General features: G+C 73.2%; 17 protein-coding genes. 13 read left to right on the top strand and 4 right to left on the bottom strand.

Features of this window, described 5'->3' with window-relative positions; genetic code table 11:
* Positions 1–4: 4 nt before the first annotated feature.
* The gene (locus GA0070215_RS19015) at positions 5–1,837 is read right to left on the bottom strand and encodes a thiamine pyrophosphate-requiring protein (protein ID WP_091048262.1); all 1,833 of its coding nucleotides are present in this window, start codon (positions 1,835–1,837) and stop codon (positions 5–7) included.
* Here GA0070215_RS19015 and GA0070215_RS19010 point away from each other — a divergent pair.
* From GA0070215_RS19010 to GA0070215_RS19000, 3 genes are all read left to right on the top strand, one after another.
* Positions 1,823–2,752 carry a TrmH family RNA methyltransferase gene (locus GA0070215_RS19010; protein ID WP_377468075.1) on the top strand — a complete coding sequence of 310 codons (930 nt, stop codon included), beginning with the start codon at positions 1,823–1,825 and terminating at the stop codon, positions 2,750–2,752. The genes GA0070215_RS19015 and GA0070215_RS19010 overlap by 15 nt on opposite strands.
* Before the next feature lie 44 nt (positions 2,753–2,796).
* Complete coding sequence (gene argG, locus GA0070215_RS19005) at positions 2,797–4,248, top strand: argininosuccinate synthase (RefSeq protein ID WP_018788352.1); 1,452 nt, start codon at positions 2,797–2,799, stop codon at positions 4,246–4,248.
* Between the two features lie 131 nt (positions 4,249–4,379).
* Complete coding sequence (locus GA0070215_RS19000; protein WP_446686008.1) at positions 4,380–6,176, top strand: PucR family transcriptional regulator; 1,797 nt, start codon at positions 4,380–4,382, stop codon at positions 6,174–6,176.
* A 28-nt stretch (positions 6,177–6,204) separates the two neighbouring features.
* Here the strand turns inward: GA0070215_RS19000 and GA0070215_RS18995 are convergent, their stop codons facing one another.
* Positions 6,205–7,554 carry a MurL-like N-terminal domain-containing gene (locus GA0070215_RS18995; RefSeq protein ID WP_091048092.1) on the bottom strand — a complete coding sequence of 450 codons (1,350 nt, stop codon included), beginning with the start codon at positions 7,552–7,554 and terminating at the stop codon, positions 6,205–6,207.
* An 87-nt stretch (positions 7,555–7,641) separates the two neighbouring features.
* Here GA0070215_RS18995 and murD point away from each other — a divergent pair, with 87 nt between their 5' ends.
* Positions 7,642–8,988: a UDP-N-acetylmuramoyl-L-alanine--D-glutamate ligase gene (gene murD, locus GA0070215_RS18990; RefSeq protein WP_091048258.1), complete on the top strand. Its 1,347-nt coding sequence runs from the start codon at positions 7,642–7,644 to the stop codon at positions 8,986–8,988.
* A 26-nt stretch (positions 8,989–9,014) separates the two neighbouring features.
* On the opposite strand, the gene GA0070215_RS18985 is transcribed toward murD, so the two are convergent.
* Entirely contained in the window at positions 9,015–9,977 is a 963-nt protein-coding gene (locus GA0070215_RS18985; protein WP_091048255.1) for a hypothetical protein, read from the bottom strand.
* 137 nt (positions 9,978–10,114) lie between these two features.
* On the opposite strand from GA0070215_RS18985, the gene GA0070215_RS18980 reads away from it, so the two are divergent.
* Positions 10,115–11,410, top strand: a complete 1,296-nt coding sequence (locus GA0070215_RS18980) for an aspartate aminotransferase family protein (RefSeq protein ID WP_091048088.1) — start codon at positions 10,115–10,117, stop codon at positions 11,408–11,410.
* Positions 11,411–11,764: 354 nt separating this feature from the next.
* Here the strand turns inward: GA0070215_RS18980 and GA0070215_RS18975 are convergent, their stop codons facing one another.
* Complete coding sequence (locus GA0070215_RS18975; RefSeq protein WP_091048084.1) at positions 11,765–12,754, bottom strand: N-acetylglucosamine kinase; 990 nt, start codon at positions 12,752–12,754, stop codon at positions 11,765–11,767.
* 156 nt (positions 12,755–12,910) lie between these two features.
* Between GA0070215_RS18975 and GA0070215_RS18970 the strand changes: the two genes are divergently transcribed.
* The 8 genes from GA0070215_RS18970 (at position 12,911) to GA0070215_RS18935 (ending at position 20,886) form a co-directional block, all read left to right on the top strand.
* Positions 12,911–13,858: a MurR/RpiR family transcriptional regulator gene (locus GA0070215_RS18970; RefSeq protein WP_018788344.1), complete on the top strand. Its 948-nt coding sequence runs from the start codon at positions 12,911–12,913 to the stop codon at positions 13,856–13,858.
* Positions 13,855–14,604, top strand: coding sequence for an SIS domain-containing protein (locus GA0070215_RS18965; RefSeq protein ID WP_018788343.1), 750 nt, complete (start codon positions 13,855–13,857; stop codon positions 14,602–14,604). The genes GA0070215_RS18970 and GA0070215_RS18965 overlap by 4 nt, the downstream gene beginning before the upstream one ends.
* 23 nt (positions 14,605–14,627) lie before the next feature.
* On the top strand, positions 14,628–16,040 hold the full coding sequence (ngcE, locus tag GA0070215_RS18960) for an N-acetylglucosamine/diacetylchitobiose ABC transporter substrate-binding protein (protein WP_018788342.1): 1,413 nt from the start codon (positions 14,628–14,630) through the stop codon (positions 16,038–16,040).
* 22 nt (positions 16,041–16,062) lie between these two features.
* Positions 16,063–17,004 carry a carbohydrate ABC transporter permease gene (locus GA0070215_RS18955; protein ID WP_091048081.1) on the top strand — a complete coding sequence of 314 codons (942 nt, stop codon included), beginning with the start codon at positions 16,063–16,065 and terminating at the stop codon, positions 17,002–17,004.
* Between the two features lie 169 nt (positions 17,005–17,173).
* On the top strand, positions 17,174–17,974 hold the full coding sequence (locus GA0070215_RS18950; protein ID WP_244167058.1) for a carbohydrate ABC transporter permease: 801 nt from the start codon (positions 17,174–17,176) through the stop codon (positions 17,972–17,974).
* Between the two features lie 132 nt (positions 17,975–18,106).
* A complete protein-coding gene (locus tag GA0070215_RS18945; RefSeq protein ID WP_091048074.1) occupies positions 18,107–19,780 on the top strand; it encodes a bifunctional 3'-5' exonuclease/DNA polymerase in 1,674 nt (557 codons plus the stop codon).
* 140 nt (positions 19,781–19,920) lie between these two features.
* Positions 19,921–20,514 (top strand): nucleotidyltransferase family protein, encoded by a 594-nt coding sequence (locus tag GA0070215_RS18940; protein WP_091048071.1) that lies wholly within the window; start codon positions 19,921–19,923, stop codon positions 20,512–20,514.
* A 39-nt stretch (positions 20,515–20,553) separates the two neighbouring features.
* The gene (locus GA0070215_RS18935) at positions 20,554–20,886 is read left to right on the top strand and encodes a TfoX/Sxy family protein (RefSeq protein WP_091048068.1); all 333 of its coding nucleotides are present in this window, start codon (positions 20,554–20,556) and stop codon (positions 20,884–20,886) included.
* The last annotated feature ends 86 nt before the right edge of the window (positions 20,887–20,972 follow it).

The following is a 20,972-nucleotide window of genomic DNA, read 5'->3' as shown; positions in this document are numbered from 1 at the left end:
CGCCTCAGCGGCCCCGGCGGCGGGGCCGGTACGTGGCGAGCGCGGCCGGTACGCCGCGCCGCACGATGCCGGCCCGGTCGCTGTCGCCGCGCAGCACCGCGGCGGCGGTCTTGCGGGCCTGCTCGACGGTGAAGTGCGGCGGCAGCATCAGCTCGGCCGGGTCCACCACCGCGTTGACCACCACCGGGCGGTCCGCGTCGAGCACCCGCTGCCACAGGCCGTCCACCCGGTCCGGGGAGTCGACCAGCTCACCGCCGAGGCCCAGCACCTCGGCCCACCTGTGGTACGCCACGTCCGGCAGGTCCTGGCTGTCCGGGAACATCGGCGTGCCCTCGCCGGAGCGCTGTTCCCAGCTGACGAACGCCAGGTCCCGGTTGTTGAGCACCAGCACCACGAACCGGGGGTCGGGCCACTCCCGCCAGTACTTCGCCACCGTGATCAGCTCGTTGACGCCGTTCATCTGCATCGCGCCGTCGCCGAGCAACGCGATCACCGGCCGATCGGGGTGGGCGAACTTCGCCGCCAGCGCGTACGGCATGCCGCCGCCCATGGAGAGCAGCGTGCCGGAGAGGCTGGCCAGCATGCCGGGGCGGACCCGGACGTGCCGGGCGTACCAGGCGGTGGCGGTGCCGCAGTCCACCGCGAGCATGGCGTCGTCCGGCAGCGCGTCGTCGAGCGTGGTGAACAGCGACTGCGGGTTGACCGGCTCGGCGGGCTGGGCGGCGACCTCCCGTTGCGAGGCCCGCCACTTGCCGGTGGCGTCGGCGAGGGTGGCCCGCCAGGCGGTCGGGCCCGGCCCCGGGCCCAGCTCATCGAGCAGGGCGCGCAGCGTCGGCCCGGCGTCGCCGGTCAGGTTCACCTCGGTCGGGTAGCGCAACCCCATCCGGGTGCCGTCGATGTCGATCTGCACCGCCCGGGCCTGGCCCTCCGGCGGGTAGAACTCCGAGTACGGCATCTGGCTGCCGACGATCAGCAGCCGGTCGCACTCGCGCATGAGCTGCCAGCTCGGGCGGCTGCCGAGCAGGCCGATCGCGCCCGTCACCCAGGGCTGGCGGTGGTCGACGGCGGTGAAGCCGAGCAGCGCGGTGGCGACCCCGGCGCCGAGCCGGTCGGCGATCCGGCGAACCTCGTCCTCGGCGCCCAGCGCGCCCTGCCCGACGAGCATCGCCACCCGCTCGCCACCGCGCAGCACCTCGGCGGCGCGGCGCACGTCGGCCTCCGGCGGCACGGTCGGCTCGCTGCTCGGCACCGCGCTGGTGTGGTAGTAGCCGTGGGCGTGCGGCGGGTGCGGCACCGCCGGCAGGTCCTGCACGTCCGACGGCAGGACCAGGGCGGTCACCGTACGCCGGGCCAGCGCCGTGCGGCAGGCGCGGTCGACCAGGTGCCGGGCCTGGGACGGGTCGTCGAGCTGGGCCAGGAAGGCCGACGCCACGTCCTTGTAGAGCGAGAGCAGGTCCACCTCCTGGTAGTAGCCGCCGCCCTCGGCGGGCAGCGCGGTGTGCCCGAGCAGCGCCACCACCGGCTGGTGGTCGAGCTTGGCGTCGTAGAGGCCGTTCAGCGCGTGGATCGCGCCCGGACCGCTGGTCACCACCACGCAGCCGAGCGGGCCGCCGCCGTACTTGACGTGGGCGCCGGCCGCGAAACCGGCGGTTTCCTCGTGCCGTACCTGGATGAATCGGGCCCGCCCCTGGGCGCGTTGCAACGCCGAGGTCATGCCGTTGATCCCGTCGCCGGGATAGCCGTAGTAGCGGTGCACGCCCCACTCGGCGAGCCGGGCCACCAGGTAGTCGGCGACTGTGGCGTCGCGGGGGAGGTTGCCGTCGTGATCCGCGCCCATGGTGGTCCCTCCGTCGCCGTCGGCCTTCCGGCTCCGTTCCCCGCGCGGGGCGGCGGAAACCCGGCCCGCGCCGGAGCGGCCGGGCGGGCCGGGCAGAATCGCCTGGTGCCCGTCCACGAGATCACCGACCCCGACGACGACCGGATCGCCGACTACCGCGCGCTCACCGACGTGGAGCTGCGTACCCGCTGGGAACCGCCGCACGGGCTGTTCATCGCCGAGGGGGAGCTGGTGCTGCGGCGGGCGCTGCGGGCCGGCTACCCGGCGCGGTCGTACCTGGTCGACGCCAAGCGGGTCGACCAGCTCGCCGACCTGGACACCGGTGACGCGCCGGTGTACGCGGCCACGCCCGACGTGCTGCAGCGCGCCACCGGCTTCCACGTGCACCGGGGCGTGCTCGCGTCGTTCCACCGCAAGCCGCTGCGCTCCGCCGACGAGGTGCTGGCGGCGGCCCGGCGGGTGGTGATCCTGGAGGACGTCAACAACCACACCAATCTGGGGGCGATCTTCCGGGGCGCGGCCGCGCTCGGCCTCGACGCGGTGCTGCTGTCGCCCACCTGCGCCGACCCGCTGTACCGGCGCAGCGTACGGGTCAGCATGGGCGAGGTGTTCGCGGTGCCGTACGCCAAGCTCGACCGCTGGCCGGAAGGGCTGGACCAGGTTCGGGCGGCCGGGTTCACCGTGCTCGCGATGACGCCCGCGCCGGATGCCGTACCGATGCAGCGGCTGGCCCCGGCGCAGCGGGAGCGGGCGGCGTTGCTGCTGGGTGCGGAGGGGCCGGGCCTGACCGCGGCGGCGCAGGCGGCCAGCGACGTGCGGGTGGTGATCCCGATGCGGCGCGGCGTGGACTCGCTGAACGTGGCCGCCGCCGCGGCGGTGGCGTTCTGGGAGCTGGGGCGGGAGGATTTGATCTGACGAGCGGCTTGCATGACCATGCGATGCCGTGCATAATCTTTCTTGTGTCCAAGGTTCTCACCTCCCTGCCCATCGGCGAACGTGTCGGCATCGCCTTCTCCGGCGGCCTCGACACCTCGGTGGCCGTCGCGTGGATGCGCGACAAGGGCGCCGTCCCCTGCGCCTACACCGCCGACATCGGCCAGTACGACGAGCCCGACATCGCCTCGGTGCCCGGCCGCGCGCTCAGCTACGGCGCCGAGGTCGCCCGCCTCGTCGACTGTCGCGCCGCGCTGGTCGAGGAAGGGCTGGCGGCGCTGACCTGCGGCGCCTTCCACATCCGCTCCGGCGGACGGGCCTACTTCAACACCACGCCGCTGGGCCGCGCCGTCACCGGCACGCTGCTCGTCCGCGCGATGATCGCCGACGACGTGCAGATCTGGGGCGACGGCTCGACGTTCAAGGGCAACGACATCGAGCGGTTCTACCGGTACGGCCTGCTGGCCAACCCGCAGCTGCGGATCTACAAGCCGTGGCTGGACACCGACTTCGTCACCGAGCTGGGCGGCCGCACCGAGATGTCGCAGTGGCTGCTCGAACGCGGCCTGCCCTACCGGGACAGCACCGAGAAGGCGTACTCCACCGACGCCAACATCTGGGGCGCCACCCACGAGGCCAAGACGCTCGAACACCTGGACACCGGCATCGAGACGGTCGAGCCGATCATGGGCGTCAAGTTCTGGGACCCGTCCGTGGAGATCCCCGCCGAGGACGTCACCATCGGCTTCGACCAGGGCCGCCCGGTGACGATCAACGGCAAGGAGTTCGGCAGCGCCGTCGACCTGGTGCTGGAGGCGAACGCCATCGGCGGTCGGCACGGCCTGGGCATGTCCGACCAGATCGAGAACCGGATCATCGAGGCCAAGAGCCGGGGCATCTACGAGGCCCCCGGCATGGCGCTGCTGCACGCCGCCTACGAGCGGCTCGTCAACGCCATCCACAACGAGGACACGCTCGCGAACTACCACAACGAGGGCCGCCGCCTCGGCCGCCTCATGTACGAGGGCCGCTGGCTGGACCCGCAGGCGCTGATGCTGCGCGAGTCGCTGCAGCGCTGGGTCGGCACGGCGGTCACCGGCGAGGTCACGCTGCGGCTGCGCCGGGGCGAGGACTACTCGATCCTCGACACCACCGGCCCGGCGTTCAGCTACCACCCGGACAAGTTGTCGATGGAGCGCACCCAGGACTCGGCGTTCGGCCCGGCCGACCGGATCGGCCAGCTCACCATGCGCAACCTCGACATCGCCGACTCCCGGGCCAAGCTGGAGCAGTACGCCTCCGTCGGCATGGTCGGCGGCGGCGTACCGCAGCGGGTCGTCGGCGCCGCCCAGGCGGCCTCGACCGGGCTCATCGGCGCCATGCCGCAGGGCGGCGCGGAGGCCATCGCGTCGCGGGGCGTACCCACCGCCGAGGACGAGGCACTCGACCGGGCCGCGATGGAGTTCGGCGTCGACTGACAGCCGCCTCCCGCCTGGACGTCCGCGGACCGCCGGCCCTCCGGGCGGCGGTCCGCGGCTCGTCCGCCGGCCCCGTGGCGCGGGCGGTCCGGGCTTCGGCAACGGTGGTGACGCAGGGTAGCGTGTCGCCCGTGTTCCCTACCGTGCGTGAGGTGCTGGACCTGGTGCCCGTGCGCAACGGCGCGCCGCGCCTGGTCGCCGGGACCGCCGGGCTGGACCGGCCGGTGCGCTGGGTGCACATCGCCGAGGTGCCCGACATCGCCACCCTGCTCGGCGGCGGGGAACTGGTCCTCACCACCGGCATCGGCCTGCCGGGCGACGACGCCGGGCTCCGCGAGTTCATCGGCGCCCTGGCCGACGTCGGCGTCTCCGGGCTGGCGGTGGAACTGGGCCGCCGCTACGTCAGCGGAGTGCCCCGGGTGATGGTCGCCGCCGCCGAACGCCGCGGCCTGCCCCTGATCGAGCTGCGCCGGGGAACCCCGTTCGTCCGCATCACCGAGGCGGTGCACGCGCTGATCGTGGACGCCCAGCTCACCGAGCTGCGCGCCACCGAGGAGATCCACCAGCGGTTCACCGAGCTGTCGGTGGAGGGCGCCGAACCCGGCGAGGTGCTGCGGCAGGCCGCCGAGCTGGCCGGCTGCCCGATGGTGCTGGAGAACCTGTCCCGGCAGGTGCTCGCGTACGAGCCGGCGGGGGAGAACGCCCAACTGCTGCTGGACGGCTGGGAGCGGCACTCGCGGCAGATCCGCCCCGCCGGGCGCACCGCGTACGACCCGGACAGCGGATGGCTCGTCACCACCGTGGGCGCGCGGGGACAGGACTGGGGACGGCTGCTGCTGCGCTGGCCGGCGACCGAGTCCACCCCGCCGACCCGGCTGACCATCCTGGTCGAACGGGCCGCCTCCACGCTCGCCCTGGGCCGGCTGATCCGCCGCGACGCCGAGGGCCTGGAACGGCAGATCCACCGTACGCTGCTGACCGCCCTGATCGACCACACCCGCCCGGTGGACGAGGTGGCGCTGCGCGCCAAGGCGCTCGGCGTCGTCCTGGACCGCCGGCACCTGGTCGGTGTGGTGGTCCGGTACCGCGCCGACGAGCCGTCCGGTGACGCGGGCGCCCCCGACGACGAGCCCGCCGCCCGGCGCGGCGGACACCGCGAGGCCGACGCCGAGGGCCCGGAAGCCGGACCGGCCCGGCTGCGGGACCTCGCCGAAGCGGTCAGCCAGGCCGTCCGCGACGCCAAGCTCACCGCGCTGACCAGCCCGCTCGACGACCAGGCCGTGGGCGCGCTGCTCGCGCTTCCCGACCCGGCCGCCGAGGAGAAGGCGCTGGCCGCGTTCGCCGCGGCGTTGCGCCGGGTACGCCTCGACGCCGCCCCCGCCCGCCCGTCGGCGTCCCGCCTGTCGGAGCCGCCTGACCGTCCCGCCGGACGGGCCGTGGCGTCGGTGAGCGCGCGACCGGCCGACGCGCCGCCCCGGGCCGCGATCGTGGTGGCGGCCGGGTCCGGCGTCGGCAGCCTGCGCGAGGCGCGCCGGTCGCTGATCGAGGCGCGGCAGGTCGCCGAGGCGGCCCGGCGGGATCCCCGGGATCTGCCCTGCTACCGGTTGCCGCACGTGGGGCTGGCCGGGCTGCTGCACCTGTTGCGCGACGAGCCCCGGTTGCAGACGTTCGTCGAGCGTGAACTCGGGCCGCTGCTCGCCTATGACGCACAGCACCCGCGGGAGCAGTTGCTCGGCACGCTGCGGGCCTACCTGGAGCAGGGGCGGAACAAGTCGGCCGGTGCCGCCGCCGCGCACCTGTCCCGGCCGGCGTTCTACGAGCGGCTGGCCCGGATCGGCCGCATCCTCGACGCCGACCTCGACTCGGTCGACAGGTGCCTGTCCCTGCACGTGGCCCTGCTGGCCCTGGACGCCATCCGCACCCCCTGATGGGAGCCGGGGCGGGCGGGGGAGGGGGTCAGGTCAGGGCGGTGAGGGCTTTGGCGTAGGGGGCGGGGACGTGGTTGTCACCGCCGGGGGTGAACACGTCGGAGGTCGCCGCCGCCTGCCAGGCGGTGTCGGGCAGCGCCGCCACCAGGGCGCGTACCACAGGGGCGTCCCGCCACTGCTCCTGCTGGGCGAGCAGGCTCAGCGCGACCACCGACTCCTCCACCTCGCCCACGCACTCGAACGGCTTGTGGCCGTCGATGCCGAGCAGCTCCCGGTAGCCGGGGATCTGGGACTCGTCGGCCAGCAGGTCACCGCCGAAGATGCCGGTCAGCCGCGCCCGCGGCATGAACGGCGCCATCGCCAGGAACACGAACCGGCACTTCGGGCAGTCGCGGCACCAGCGCTCGCTCGCGTCGCGCAGCTTGAACGCGGCGTTGCAGCTGGTCACCACCGCGTCGTACCGGTCGATCTCGGCGAACAGCCGGGCGATGTGCAGCTCGGACAGGGAGCGCAGCAACGAGAAGTACGGCTCGGTGAGCCCGGCGTGCTCGGCCAGCGCCGCGCGCAGCAGCCCTTCGGCCTCGACACCCTTCGACCACTGATGGTTGATCTCGTGGCCGTTCCAGATCAGGTTCGGGTCGGACGCGGAGCGCTCGTTCGACATCACCACCGGGCCGAGCCCGTGCAGGACGGCGGTGGCCACGGCGATCAGCGAGTTGATCGCGGTGACCGGGATGTGCCCGTTGCGCGCGCCGGCGGCGTTCAGCTCGAACAGCACCGGGTCCAGCCGTCGGCGGGCGGCCAGCGGCACCAGGTCGGACGCCTCGTTCACCGACACGATCACGTGGTTCGGGTTGACCGAGAACGGCACCGGGTCGAGGCCGGCGCGGCGCAGCGCCTCCAGCGTGACGATGGAGTCCTTGCCGCCACCCACCGCCGACAGCGGACGGCGGTCGGAGTTGTCCACCGGCGCCGCCGGGTCCACGGTGCCGGACGGCACCTCGGGACGCAGTTCCAGCACGTGCGGCAGCTCGTTGCGGTACGCGTACTCGGCGAGGCCCTTGGTGTAGACGGCGGTGACCAGCTCGACGGCGGCTGCGCCCAGCGGTGCGGGCAGCACCAGCCGGGACGGCGCGGCGGCCTTGTAGTAGCTGACACCGGCGACCACGTGCAGCAGCTCCAGCACCCGGGCCAGGGTGGCCGCGGTGGCGTCGGGGACCGGCTCGGCCGGCAGCGGAAGCGTGATCACCTCGGTGAACCGCTGTTCGCAGTCGGGACCGGTCAGGGCGTAGTCGAACAGGACCTCGCCGGTGGCGAAGTCGATCGAGTAGGACGGGAAGGTGAAGGCGTCCATCCGCCGCAGCTGCTCGTTGGGCACACGCCATACTAGGCCCTGGTTCGTCCGTCCGTGTCCGGCTGGGCCGGACCCTGCCCGCCGTGCGTCGACCGAGTCCGAGGAGTGCCCGTGCGCCTGTCTGATCTGCGCGGACGTCATGTCGCCGTCTGGGGCGCCGGCCGCGAGGGCCGGGCCGCGGTGACAGCGATCGCCGCGCACGGGCCGGCCGGCCTGGTGGTGGTCGACGACAGCGCGAACTTCCTCACGCTGCCCTGGGACGGTCCGCTCGCCGCCGCGGCGACACTGGTCACCGGCGAGGAGGGCTTCGAGCGCCTCGCCGCCGCCGACGTGGTGGTCCGCTCGCCGGGTGTGCCGAACACCCACCCGTGGATGGTGGAACTGCGCCGCCGGTCGGTGCCGGTCACGCAGGGCAGCGCGCTGTGGATGGCCGACCACGCGGACCGGACCGTCGGGGTGACCGGCAGCAAGGGCAAGAGCACCACGTCCAGCCTGATCAGTCACCTGCTCACCGCGATGGACCGGCCGAACGTGTTCGGCGGCAACATCGGGGTGCCGCTGCTGGACCTGCCCGAGGCGGAGCTGTACGTGCTGGAGCTGTCCAGCTACCAGTGCTCCGACCTGACCGACTCGCCCCGGGTGGCGGTGGTGACCGCGCTGTTCCCCGAGCACCTGGACGCGCACGGCGGCGAGCGGGAGTACTACCGGGACAAGCTGAACCTGATCGCCCACGGCCCGCACGCCGTCGTGGTCAACGGTGCCGACCCGCGCCTGGCGGCGGAGCTGGGCGACCGGGCGGCGGTCCGGGCCGGCTCGCCGGACACCACGCACGTGGCCACCGGGCCGGACGGCACGCAGTGGTTCCACCTGCGGGACACGCCGCTGTTCCCGCGTGCCGTGCTGCCGCTGGTCGGGCGGCACAACGAGGGCAACCTCTGCGTCGCGCTCGCCGTGCTGGACGCGCTCGGCGTCGACGTGGTGACGCGCAGGGACAGCCTCGCCGTGGCGGTCGCCGAGTTCCAGGGTCTGGCGCACCGGCTCACCGAGATCGCCGACCCGTCCGGGCTCACGTTCGTCGACGACACGCTCGCCACCAGCCCGTACGCGGCCATCCACGCGATCGACGCGTACGAGGGACGGCCGCTGACCGTGATCGTCGGCGGCGCCGACCGGGGGCTGGACTACAGCCCGCTGCGCGCGCACCTGGCCGGCCGGGAGATCACCGTGATCGGCGTGCCGGACAGCGGCCCTCGCATCGTGGAGGCGCTGTCCGGGCTGCCGTCGGTGCGTACCGAGCTGGCCGACGACCTGGTCGCCGCCGTCGGGCTGTCCCGCAAGCTCACCCCGGCCGGCGGGGTGGTGCTGCTGTCCCCGGCCGCGCCGAGCTACGGCCGGTTCCGCAACTTCGAGCACCGCTCCGAGGTGTTCGCGCAGGCGGTCGCGGATACCGCCCGCTGAGTCAGCTTCGGCACCGCACGCCGGTTTCAGCCGGCCGTCAGCGTCGCGTGCAGCGCGCGCATCGACCGCAGCGCCGACCGGATCTCCTGGAGGTAGCGGCCCGGCGTCAGGGTGGGCTCCGGTACGGCGACCGCGGCGCGCGCGGCCGGGTCCACCCCGACCGTCTCGATGCCGCAGCCGTACGGCACGGCGAGTGTCCGCAGCGCGTCGCAGTGCTGGAACGGTACGTAGATCGGGGCGGTCACCATCAGCACCGGGTCGTCCGCGCGCAGCCGCACGTGCTCGGCCCAGAACCGCTGCGTGTCGGCGGTGTGCGCGCGACGGCGGTCCGGTTCGCCGGACGGCGCGGCGAGCACCCGTACCGGGGGCAGCCCGTCCGGCCGGTAGGTGCGCGAGGACCAGGCCCGGTGCGGATGGCCGGCCGGGTCGCCACGCTCGTCGTCCGGCTCGTCCACCCCGAACGCCAGCCGCACCCCGGCGTCGAGGACGTCCACCTCGGTGGCGCAGCCGGGCAGGCCGGCCGCGTCGAGCGTGCGGCACTCGGCCGCGGAGAGCGGCCGGAAACTGCCCAGCACGGCCACCTCGCCGGTCACCTCGGCCGCCGTGCGGGTCAGCGCCGCCGCGTACGCGGTACGCCGCAGGCAGGCGTGCGCCAGTCCGCCGAGCACCAGCAGGTGCGCGTACCTGGATCGGGCCGGCGCGACGGCGCGGACCAGGCCCAGCGCGGCGGCGGCGCTGCGCACCAGCCCGGCTGTGGCCGGGTCGAAGGCCGGCTCCCGGGCGTCCGGGCGTTCCCGCCCCTGCCGGAAGTCCCAGCGGCGGGCGGAGAACGCGTCCAGCCCTGCCAGTACCGCCGCCAGGTCGCCGCCGGGCCAGTCGCCGCCGAAGTGCGCCACGAGGCGCCGCACCGGCGGCGACTCCACCCAGGACCTGATCCCGGCCAGGAGTCGCTCCCGCGTCGTCCCCGCCGCGCCGTCCGGCAGCCGCACCTGATCCGTCCGCACGGGGCGGATGTTACCGCCGGTCGCCGGCCGGACCTGGCGGGACGCGGCTCACGGCGGGTCTTGTCCCCGCCCCGGCCGTGGTGGGAACGTGCGGGGATCCACCTCCGCTGAAGGGTGCGCCGATGACCTCCGACGACCTGCTGGCCCGGCACCGGGCCGTGCTCCCGTCCTGGATGCCGCTCTACTACGCCGAACCGCTGGAACTGGTCGCCGGTTCCGGCCGCCGGGTCACCGACGCGGCCGGCCGGACCTATCTGGACTTCTTCGGCGGGGTGCTGACCACGATGGTCGGTCACGACATCCCGGAGATCCGGGAGGCGGTCGAACGGCAACTGCGGACGGGCCTCGTGCACACCTCCACGCTCTACCTGATCCGCGGGCAGGTCGAGCTGGCCGAGAGGGTCGCCCGGCTCTCCGGCATTCCGGACGCCCGCGTCTTCTTCACCAACTCCGGCACCGAGGCGAACGAGGCCGCGCTGCTGGTCGCCACGAACCACCGGCGCTCACACCAGATCCTCGCGGTCCGCAACAGCTATCACGGCCGGTCGTACGCGACGATGGGGGTCACCGGCAACCGCGGCTGGTCGGCCAGCGCGCTCAACCCGTTGCAGGTGGCCTGGCTGCACTCCGGCGAACGGCTGCGCGGGCTGCTGGCCCGGCTCGACGCCGCCGACCGGGTCGACGCGGCGGTCGAGGACCTGCGCGAGGTGCTCGCCACCCAGACCGCCGGCGACGTGGCCTGCCTGATCGCCGAGCCGGTGCAGGGCGTGGGTGGCTTCGTGCACGGCCCGGACGGGCTCTTCGCCGCCTGGAAGAAGGTGCTCGACGAGCACGGCATCCTGCTGATCAGCGACGAGGTGCAGACCGGGTGGGGCCGTACCGGTGAGCACTTCTGGGGCTACCAGGCGCACGGCGTGACGCCGGATCTGCTCACCTTCGCCAAGGGCGTCGGAAACGGCTTCGCCCTGGCCGGGGTGGTCGGCCGGGCCGAGGTGCTGGAGTCGGTGCCGGCGATCAGCTTCTCCACGTTCGGCGGCAACCCGGTCTCCACCGCCGCCGGCAACGCGGTGCTCGACTACCTGCTCGACCACGACCTCCAGGGCAACGCCGCCCGGGTCGGCGCGATCCTGGGCGACGGCCTGCGCGCGGCCACCGCCGGGCTGGACCAGGTCGCCGAGGTACGCGGCAAGGGCCTGATGCTCGCCGTCGAGTTCGTCCACCCGGGAACCGTGGAACCGGACGCGGCGCTGACCACCCGCGTCTTCGAGGCGTGCCGGGCCGGTGGCCTGCTGGTGGGCAGGGGCGGCCTCTACGGCAACGTGATCCGGATGGGCCCGCCGCTGACGCTCACCGAGGACGAGGCCCGGGAGGGCCTGGCGATCACGGTCGAGGCGATCCGCGCCTCGATCCTGGCGTGAGCGTCGACCCGGCCGGTACGGATAACGGATCGGTCGAGAGGTCTTGTGGTCCCCGTCGCGCTGTCGTAGAAATTCTTCATTAGAAATGCGTCTTGTGAAGACAGGCGACAGGGTGCTCACCGCCGCTGGTCTGCTGGCCACCCCCGCCGCCGGGCTGCTCATGGGGCAGTGGGAAGGGTCGAGCTGACCCGGGGTGAGCCCGAGCGCACGCCAACAGCGCCCGGCAGCGGCGGGTGGAACGTCATGGGTGTCAAACCGGCGTTCTGACACCCATGGCGTTCCACCCAACGGCCGAGCGCCGCAGCACTGCGCAGGGCGGGCGAGCGGCGCGGCCGGGGCGGCGCGGCGGTCGGGTCAGGTGGGTGGGGGGACCAGGCGGGCGTGCAAGGCCGCCGGGTCGGTCACCTCGGGCAGGTCCCGGGCGGCCAGCCAGGCCGCGGCGGCCGCCCCGTCTCCGGCGCCGTGCAACGGTGCGCCCGGCCACCGTTCGGCCAGTTCCGCGCGGACCGCCCCGGCCAGCGGGGTGTCGCCGGTGAGCAGCCCGCCGCCGAGCACCACCGGATCGGTCGCGCCGGGCGGGCGGATGCGGCAGACGCTCTCCGCCAGCAGCGCAGCGGCCTCGGCGATCAGCGCGACTGCCGTCGGTTCCCCCTCGCGGGCCGCCGACACCACGAGCGGGGCGAGCCGGGCCAGTTCCACCGGCTGCCGACGCGTCACCGCCTGCACCACGGCTCCCGCGGTGGCGCGCGGCCGAGCGTGCACCTCGGTCGTGCCGGTCAGCTCCGCCAGCACCAGGCGTCCCAGCTCACCGGGGGTGTCCGCGCGGTCCAGGTCGGTCAGCAACCGGCGGACCGCCTCCCGGCCGAGCCAGAACCCGGAGCCCGCGTCGCCGAGCAGCCAGCCGTGGCCGTCGGCGGTGCGGTCCAGCCGCAGGTCGCGTACCTGGGCGGCGATCGCGCCGGTGCCGGCGACGAGCACCGTGCCGTCCGGGGCGGCGGTGCCGGAGGCGTAGGCGACGAGCGCGTCGCCGTGCACCGCGTACGGGCACCGCAGCCCCGCCTGCGCCCACGCGCTGTCGAACGCGTCGCGGCCGTGCGGGTCGGCCAGGAGGCGGCCGGCCCCGGCGAGGCCGATGACGCCGGTGCGTACCCGACCCGGGTCGACGTCGGCGAGCGCCGCGCGCAGGGCGGCGAGCAGCTCGGCGGCGGCCCGCTCGGCACCGTGGCTGGTGGGGTTGCCGCCGCCGGCCCGACCGGCGCCCAGGCGCGTGCCGTCGAGGCTCAGCGCGGTCGCGCGGGTGGACGTGCCCCCGACATCGAGGCCGAGCACGACGGTGTCCGACATGGTTCTCATGCTGGTCGGCCGCGTCGCCAGGCGCAAGATCGCGCCGGTGCGCCAGGTAACAGTTTGAAAACTTCGCCCATGCCCTTGACACGGAGGGGCCTTCAGTAAGAACTTTTACCACTAACAGTTAACACTCTTTCCGAAAGGCTTCCGCCGATGGCCGAGCACGAGGTGGAGACTTCCGCGGCGACCGCGGTGGTCGATGCCGTTCCGGCCGACCGGCTGGGCGCCGACGGGGTGCTGGCCCGGGTGCGGGCCGGTACGGGGGAGTTGACCGGCGCGCTGCGCCGGGTCGCCGAGCACGTGCTCAGCGACCCGGAGGCAGCCGCCCGGGCGACCATCGTCGAGCTGGCCGAGCGCAGCGGCACGTCGCCGGCGACCATCACCCGGTTCTGCCGGGCCATGGGCTTCGAAGGGTACGCGGACCTGCGGCTCGGCATCGCCGCCGAGACCGGGCGGGCCCGCTCGGCCGGCTGGACCGTCGACATCGGACGGGAAATCCAGCCCGGCGACCCGCTGTCCCGGGTGCTCGACCAGATCATGGCCGCCGACACGCGGGCCATGCACGACACCGCCGCGCTGCTGGACCTGACCGAGGTGGAACGGGCTGCGGTCGCCATCGCCGGGGCCAGCCGGGTGAACATCTTCGGCGCCAGCGGCAGCGCGCTCGTCGGCGAGGAGATGCAGTTCAGCCTGCACCGCATCGGCGTCGCCGCGTGGGCCTGGAGCGACGTGCACGAGGGACTGGCCAGCGCCGCGCTGCTCGGCGCCGGGGACGTCGCGCTCGGCATCTCGCACACCGGGCAGACCCGGGAGACGATCGAGCTGCTCGCCGAGGCCGGCAGCCGCGGGGCCACCACGGTCGCGCTGACCGGCTTCCCCCGCTCGCCGCTGGCCGAGCTGGCCGACATCGTCCTGGTCACCGCCAGCCAGGCCACCACGTTCCGGCCGGACGCGCTCTCCGCCCGGCACCCCCAGCTCGTCGTGCTCGACCTGCTCTACATCGCGGTGGCGCAGCGCACCCACGACCGCGCCCACGCGGCCTTCCGGCGTACCGCCCAGGCCGTCGACGGGCACAAGGCCGCCAAGGGGGCCCTCTCATGATCAGTGCCCAGCGGTACGCCGACGCGGTCCGCCCGGTGCTCGACCGGCTGGTGGACAGCCAGGCCGTGGCGGTGGACCGGGCGGCCGACCTGATCGCCTCCGGCCTGCGCGCGGGCGGCGTCCTCCAGGCGTTCGGCGCCGGCCACTCGGAGGCGTTCGCCGCCGAGCTGGTCGCCCGGGCCGGCGGCCTGGTCCCGGCCAACCGGCTCTCCCTGCACGACCTCGTGCTGCACGGCGACGCGCCCCGCGACGTGCTCGCCGACCCGAAGCTGGAACGCGACCCGGCCGTGGCGCACCAGCTCTACGCCCTGGCGGCGCCACAGCCGGAGGACGTGTTCGTGGTCGCCTCGCAGTCCGGCATCAACGGCTCGGTGGTCGAGCTGGCGACGCTGGTCAAGCGCGGCGGCCATCCGCTGATCGCGGTCACCTCGGTCGAGCACACCGCCCGGGTAGCTCCTCGGCACCCCTCCGGGCACCGGCTCGCCGACCTCGCCGACGTCGTGCTGGACAACGGCGCGCCGTACGGCGACGCACTGCTGCCGCTCGAGGGCGGCGGCGCGGTCTGTGCGGTCTCGTCGGTCACCGCGGCGCTGCTGGCGCAGCTGCTGACCGCCGAGGTCGTACGACGGTTCCACCAGGCCGGTGAGGTACCCCCTGTCTACCTCTCCGCCAACGTCCCCGGTGGGGACGAGCACAACCTCGCCCTCGAGTCGCGGTACGCCGGGCGTCTCCGGCGGACCGCCTGACCCGACCCACAAGGAGAGACAAGATGTCGGTTTCCCCCGAGAAGTTCGGCGACGTCAGCCGGCGGACCCTGCTGCGGCGCGCCGCCGCGGCCGGTCTGCTGGCCGCACCGGCGGCGGGTCTGCTGAGCGCGTGCGCCGGCAGCGAGCCGAGCAAGTCCGACGGCGGCGGCGCGGCCAAGAGCAAGGACAACCCGTTCGGCGTCAAGGACGGCAGCGCGGTCAAGGTGGTCGTCTTCAACGGTGGCCTGGGCGACCAGTGGGCCAAGGAAGACAAGGTCATCTTCAACGCCAAGCACCCGAACGTCACGGTCAACATGTCTTCGACCCAGAAGATCAAGACCGAAGAGCAGCCCAAGATGGCGACGCAGCCGAGCGACCTGGTGATGAACTCGGGCGCCGACATGATGGACCGCAGCACGCTGATCAACGAGGGCGCGATCGAGTCGCTGGACGACCTGCTCACCGCGCCGGCCTGGGACAGCGAGGGGACGGTCGCCGACAGCCTGCTGCCGGGTACCGTCGCCGACGGTACGCAGAACGGCAAGTTCTACGTGGTCAACGTCGCGTACACGGTCTGGGGCAACTGGTACAACGCCGCGCTGTTCTCCAAGGAGGGGTGGACGGCGCCGACCACCTGGGACGATTTCTTCGCGCTCGCGCCGAAGATCAAGGCCAAGGGCATGGCGCCGTACGTGCACGACGCGGTGCACGGCTACTACCCGCGCTGGGCGCTGTTCGCCAGCATCTGGAAGGCGGTCGGCAAGCAGGCCGTCGTCGACATCGACAACCTGAAGGACGGTGCCTGGAAGGCCGACGGCATCGTCGCGGCGCTGGAGCCGTGGGAGAAGCTGGTCAAGGACAGGCTGCTGCTGCCGGGCAAGCTCGACCACACCCAGTCGCAGCAGGCGTTCCTGGACGGCAAGGCGGCCTTCATCCAGGTCGGTACCTGGCTGAAGAACGAGATGGCCGCGACCATCCCGCCGGGCTTCGAGATGACCATCTCCGACTACTGGAGCAAGAGCGGGGACAAGGCGGCCAAGGACGTCTTCGCCTCCTCCGGCGAGGGCTTCGTGGTGCCGAGCAAGGCGCCGAACAAGGAGGCCGCGAAGGAGTTCCTGCGGGCCATCCTGTCCAAGGCCGGTTCGGCGAAGTTCGCCGAGCTGACCAAGTCGCTGGCCTCCACCAAGGGCTCCGGTGACAACGTCCAGGACAGCGCGCTGGCGTCGGCGAACTCGCTGATGAAGAACGGCAGCTCGGACCTGATCTCGGTGAAGTTCCCGGACTTCTACGCCGACCTGGACAAGGAGAGCCAGAACCTCTCCGAGGAGCTGATGGCCGGCCGCCTGACCGCGCAGCAGTTCGTCGACAAGATGCAGGCGGCCGCCGACAAGGTCGCCAAGGACTCGTCGATCAAGAAGCAGACCCGCACCGCCTGATCACCGCGAGGAAGTGAGTCCAATGCGGCACGGAGTCGCGCGTTTCGTCACGGGCTTCCTGGCCCTGCCCGTCGCGCTGTACCTGTTCTACGTGGTGTGGCCGTTCGCCCAGGCGGCGGGATACTCGCTGACCGACTGGGGCGGGTACTCCGATTCCCAGCGCTTCGTCGGGCTGGACAACTACGTCCGGCTGTTCTCCGACGAGCTGATCCGGAAGGCGTTCTGGCACAACGTGTTCTTCCTGGTCACCGTGCCGCTGTTCACGATCGCGCTGGCCCTGTTCCTCGCGTTCCTGCTCAACGTGGGCGGACGCGAGGACAGGGCCGGCATCCGCGGGGTGTTCGGCTCCGGGATGTACAAGGTCATCTTCTTCTTCCCGCAGGTGCTGTCGCTGGTGGTCATCGCCGTCATGTGGCAGCAGATCTACCGCACCGACGGGCAGGGCCTGATCAACGGCCTGCTCATCAAGATCGGGCTGGTCGACGCGGACAACCCGATCGCCTTCACCGCCGACCCGGAGCCGTTCCTCGGCGTGCCGGCGGTGCTCTGGTGGCTGCTGTTCATCGCGGTGTGGAGCGGCGCCGGTTTCTACATGGTGCTGTTCTCCGCCGCGATGCAGTCGATCCCGAAGGACATCTACGAGGCCGCGATCCTCGACGGCGCGGGCCGGTTCCACACGTTCTTCAAGGTGACCCTGCCGCTGCTGCGGGACAGCGTCTCGGTCGCCTGGGTCTATCTGGGCTTCATCGCGCTGGACATGTACGCGCTGGTCTTCGTCATGACGCCGAGTCAGGGCGGACCGAACCACGCCAGCGAGATCTTCGCCTCGGTGATCCAGTTCAACGCCTTCCAGAAGGGCCAGTTCGGTTACGCCTGCGCGATCGCCGTCGCGCTGGCCATCTTCACCATCCTGCTGGCCGCGCTCCAGCTGAGGATCACCCGCCGTGAGCGGATCGAGTTCTGAGGAGGTCTGGACGATGAGCACGGTGACCCACACCTCCGGCCCGGCCCGGTCCGACACGGCGCCGCCGGACCGGCCGCCGACGGATCGGAGCGCGAAGGACGTCGGCAACGGCTTCGGCGGCCGGATCTTCAACGGCTTCTCACACCTGTTCCTCGCGGTCTGGGCGATCATGGTGGTCTACCCGCTGCTGTGGGTGGTGATGTCGGCGCTCAAGACCGACTCCGAGGTGATCCGCGAGCCGCTGTCGCTGCTCCCCGACGCCTTGCAGTGGGACAACTTCGCCCGCGCCTGGACCGCCGGGATCGACAGCTTCTTCCTGAACACGCTGCTCGTGCTCGTGTTCAGCGTGACGCTGACGATGCTGCTGGGCTCGATGGCCGCGTACGCCCTGGCGCGCTACGAGTTCCGCGGCAACCGCCTGATCTACTGGATGTTCCTGTCCGGGCTGACGCTGCCGATCTACCTGGCCGCGGTACCGCTGTTCAAGGGCGTCTACAACACCGGGGTGAGCCTCCCGCTGCTCGGCCCGAACAAGCACCTCATGCTGATCCTGGTCTACGTGGCCTGGTCGCTGTCGTTCACGATCTTCTTCATGCACTCGTTCTTCCGGACGCTGCCCGACTCGATCGCCGAGGCCGCCCAGGTCGACGGTGCCTCGCACACCCGCACGTTCTTCAGTGTGATGCTGCCGATGGCCAAGCCGGGCCTGATCAGCATCGGCATCTTCAACGTGCTCGGCCAGTGGAACCAGTGGTACCTGCCGACGCTGCTCATGCAGTCGGTCTCCGGCGAGCCGAAGAACCAGGTGATCGCCCAGGGGCTGATCGAGCTGTCGGTCAACCAGGGCTACAAGTCCGACTGGTCCGGACTGTTCGCCGGCGTCACCATGGCGATGCTTCCGGTGCTGATCGTGTACATCGTCTTCCAGCGCCAGGTGCAGTCCGGCCTCACCGCCGGCGTCAGCAAATAACCCCCGGATGCAAGGAAGGGCCCCTTGTTAACGCCCAGCGTTAACAAGGGGCCCTTCCTCTACCGCAGGCGTTAACAGGGGGCCCTTCCTTCCACGCGGAGCGTGTCAGGGGCACCGGGCAGAATCGAGTCCGTGCTGGTGGCGGTGGAGGCGGACGAGCGGGGCGGCGGCGTGCTGCAATCGCTGCACCCCGACGGCACCCCGTCCGGCCCGGCCGAGGAGGCGGCCGACCTGGCCGCCGCGGTGGCCGCCCGGGAGGCCGCTGGGCACCCCCGCTGGCTGTGGGCCGCCTGGGCGGGCGTCTACCCGGCGCTGCTGCGTGCCGGGGTGCGCCTCGACCGCTGTTACGACGTCGAGCTGACCGAGGCGCTGCTGCTCGGGCACGCGGGCCGGTGGGGTGAGCCCCGCGCATTGCCGGCCGCCTGGGCCCGCGTGACGGGCGCGCCGGTCCCGCCGGACCCGGCGCCCCGTGCGCCCGAGCCGCCGGGCCACGCCCAGGCCGCGCTGTTCGCGCCGCCGTCCGGCCCGCCCGGTCCGGGCATCACGGCGTTGACCCGGGTGTACGCCGACCAGCTCGCCCGGATCGCCGCGACCACCCACCCCGGCCGGTTCCGGCTGCTGGTGGCCGCCGAGTCGGCGGGCGCGCTGGTGGCCGCCGAGATGGGCGCGGCCGGGCTGCCGTGGCGCGCCGACGTGCACGACGCGATCCTGGCCGGACTGCTCGGCGAGCCGTCGCCGGTCGGCGGGCCGCCGCGCCGGCTGGCCGAGTTGCAGGCCCGCATCGCTGAGGCGTTCGGCGTACGCCAGGTGCACGCCGACTCGCCCGCGGAGCTGTTGCGGGCGTTCGCCCGTGCCGGCGTGGACCTGCCCAACACGCGCGCCTGGGTGCTGCGCGGGGTGGAGCACCCGGCGGCGCCGCTGGTCCTGGAATACAAGGAGCTGTACCGGATCTGGACGGCCCACGGCTGGGCCTGGCGCGACGCCTGGGTCTCGGGCGGCCGGTTCCACCCGGAGTACGTACCAGGCGGTGTGGTCTCGGGCCGCTGGGCGACGCGCGGGGGCGGGGCGCTGCAGATCCCGAAGGTGATCCGGCGGGCGGTGGTGGCGGACCCGGGCTGGACGTTCGTGGTGGCCGACGCGGGTCAGCTCGAACCGCGCGTGCTCGCGGCGGTCTCCGGCGACGAGCGGCTTGCCGCGGCGGGCGGCGCCGGTGACCTGTACGCGGCGCTGGCCCGGGATGCGTTCGCCGGCGACCGGGCGAAGGCCAAGGTGGCCCTGCTCGGGGCGATGTACGGGCAGACCGGCGGGGCGGCGGTGCCGGCGCTTGCGGTGCTGCGGAAGAACTATCCGACCGCGTTCGCCTACGTGGAGGCGGCGGCGCGCACCGGTGAGGCGGGCGGGCTGGTCCGGTCGTGGCTGGGCCGCACCTGCCCGCCCGGGTCGGCGGGGTTCGCCGAGGGCGAGGAGCCGATGCCGGACGGCGGGGCCGATCCGCACAGCCCGTCGGCTCGGGCGGCCCGCTCGCGGGGGCGCTTCACCCGCAACTTCGTCATCCAGGCCACCGCCGCCGAGTGGGCCTCCACGCTGCTGGCCACGCTGCGGACCGAGCTGGCCGGTACGGAGGCGGAGCTGGTGTTCTTCCAGCACGACGAGGTGATGGTGCACTGCCCGGCCGGGCAGGCAGCGGCCGTCGGCGAGGCGATCACCGCCGCCGGCGCGCGGGCCACCCGGCTGCTGTTCGGCGACACGCCGGTGCGGTTCCCGCTCGACCTGTCCGCAGTGGACTGCTACGCGGACGCGGCATAGTCACGCAATTTTCCGTTTTGCCCCGCTACCCGCTCTCGGTCGCGCTCGTTGGGCCCGGTGTGCGTACGACGGGACGGACCGGGCGGCTGTGCCCGGTCCGTCCCCTGATCGAGGGGGCACCGCTGAACCGGATCGCTGCAATGATCATCGCCGCCGGTGGCGGCCGCCGCATCGGCGGACCCGAAGCGCTGCTGCACCAGGGGGAGAAGCCACTGGTCAGCCAGATGATCGACACGATGGCCGAGGCGGGCTGCGCGCAGGTCGTGGTCGTCCTGGGCGCGGCGGCCGAGCAGGTGCGGCAGACCACCGACCTGAGCGGCGCCACAGTCGTGGTCAACCGTGCCTGGGGCACCGGCGTCGGCTCCTCTATCCGGGCCGGGCTCGCCGCGCTGACCGACGACGACATCGAGGCGGTCGTCGTGGTGCCGGTGGACATGCCCGGGCTCACCGCGACAGCGGTCCGCCGGGTCACCGCGCTGCCGTACCCGGACGTGCTGGTCTGCGCCACCTACGACGGGCTGCGCGGCTACCCGATGCTGTTCGGCCGCCGCCACTGGTCCGGCATCGCCACCCTGGCCAGCGCGGACGTGGGGGCTCGGCCGTACCTGCTGGCGCACAAGGACCAGATCGTCGACATCGCCTGCGACTCGGTGGCCGACGGCAGCCGGATCGACAGTCCCGAGCTGATGGTGCTCTACGGCCTGTCCATCCCCGAACAGCGCGTCGGCGCCTGACGCGCGCCCGCTGTCGGACCCGGATGCCACGATGCCGTCATGGCCTACGACGAGAATCTGGGGAACCGGGCCCGGGAACGCCTCGGGCGCGAGCCCGGCATCACCGAACGACGCATGTTCGGTGGTCTGGCGATGATGCTGCCCGGCAACATGGCGGCGGTCGTGGGTGGCGCGGGCGGCCTGATGGTCCGGGTCGACCCGGCCGAGGCCGGACGCGTGCTGGCCGAGCCCGGCGCCGAGGCGACGGTCATGTGGGGCCGGGAGATGCGGGGCTGGGTCACCGTGTCGCCCGATGCCTGCGAGCGCGACCCGGACCTGACCCGCTGGGTCGACCGGGGCGTCCGCTTCGCGCGCACCCTACCGGCGAAGTAACGCGACAGCGCGGCGTTGCGGGCGGCCTGCCCGGACGTGGGGAAATCCGGCTGCGCGGCCGGACCGGCCCGGCCTACGCTCCGGAC

The organism is Micromonospora marina (assembly GCF_900091565.1).
GTDB lineage: Bacteria > Actinomycetota > Actinomycetes > Mycobacteriales > Micromonosporaceae > Micromonospora > Micromonospora marina.
The sequence above is the reverse complement of the archived record's forward strand: the minus strand, read 5'-3'. Positions and strand labels throughout refer to the sequence as shown.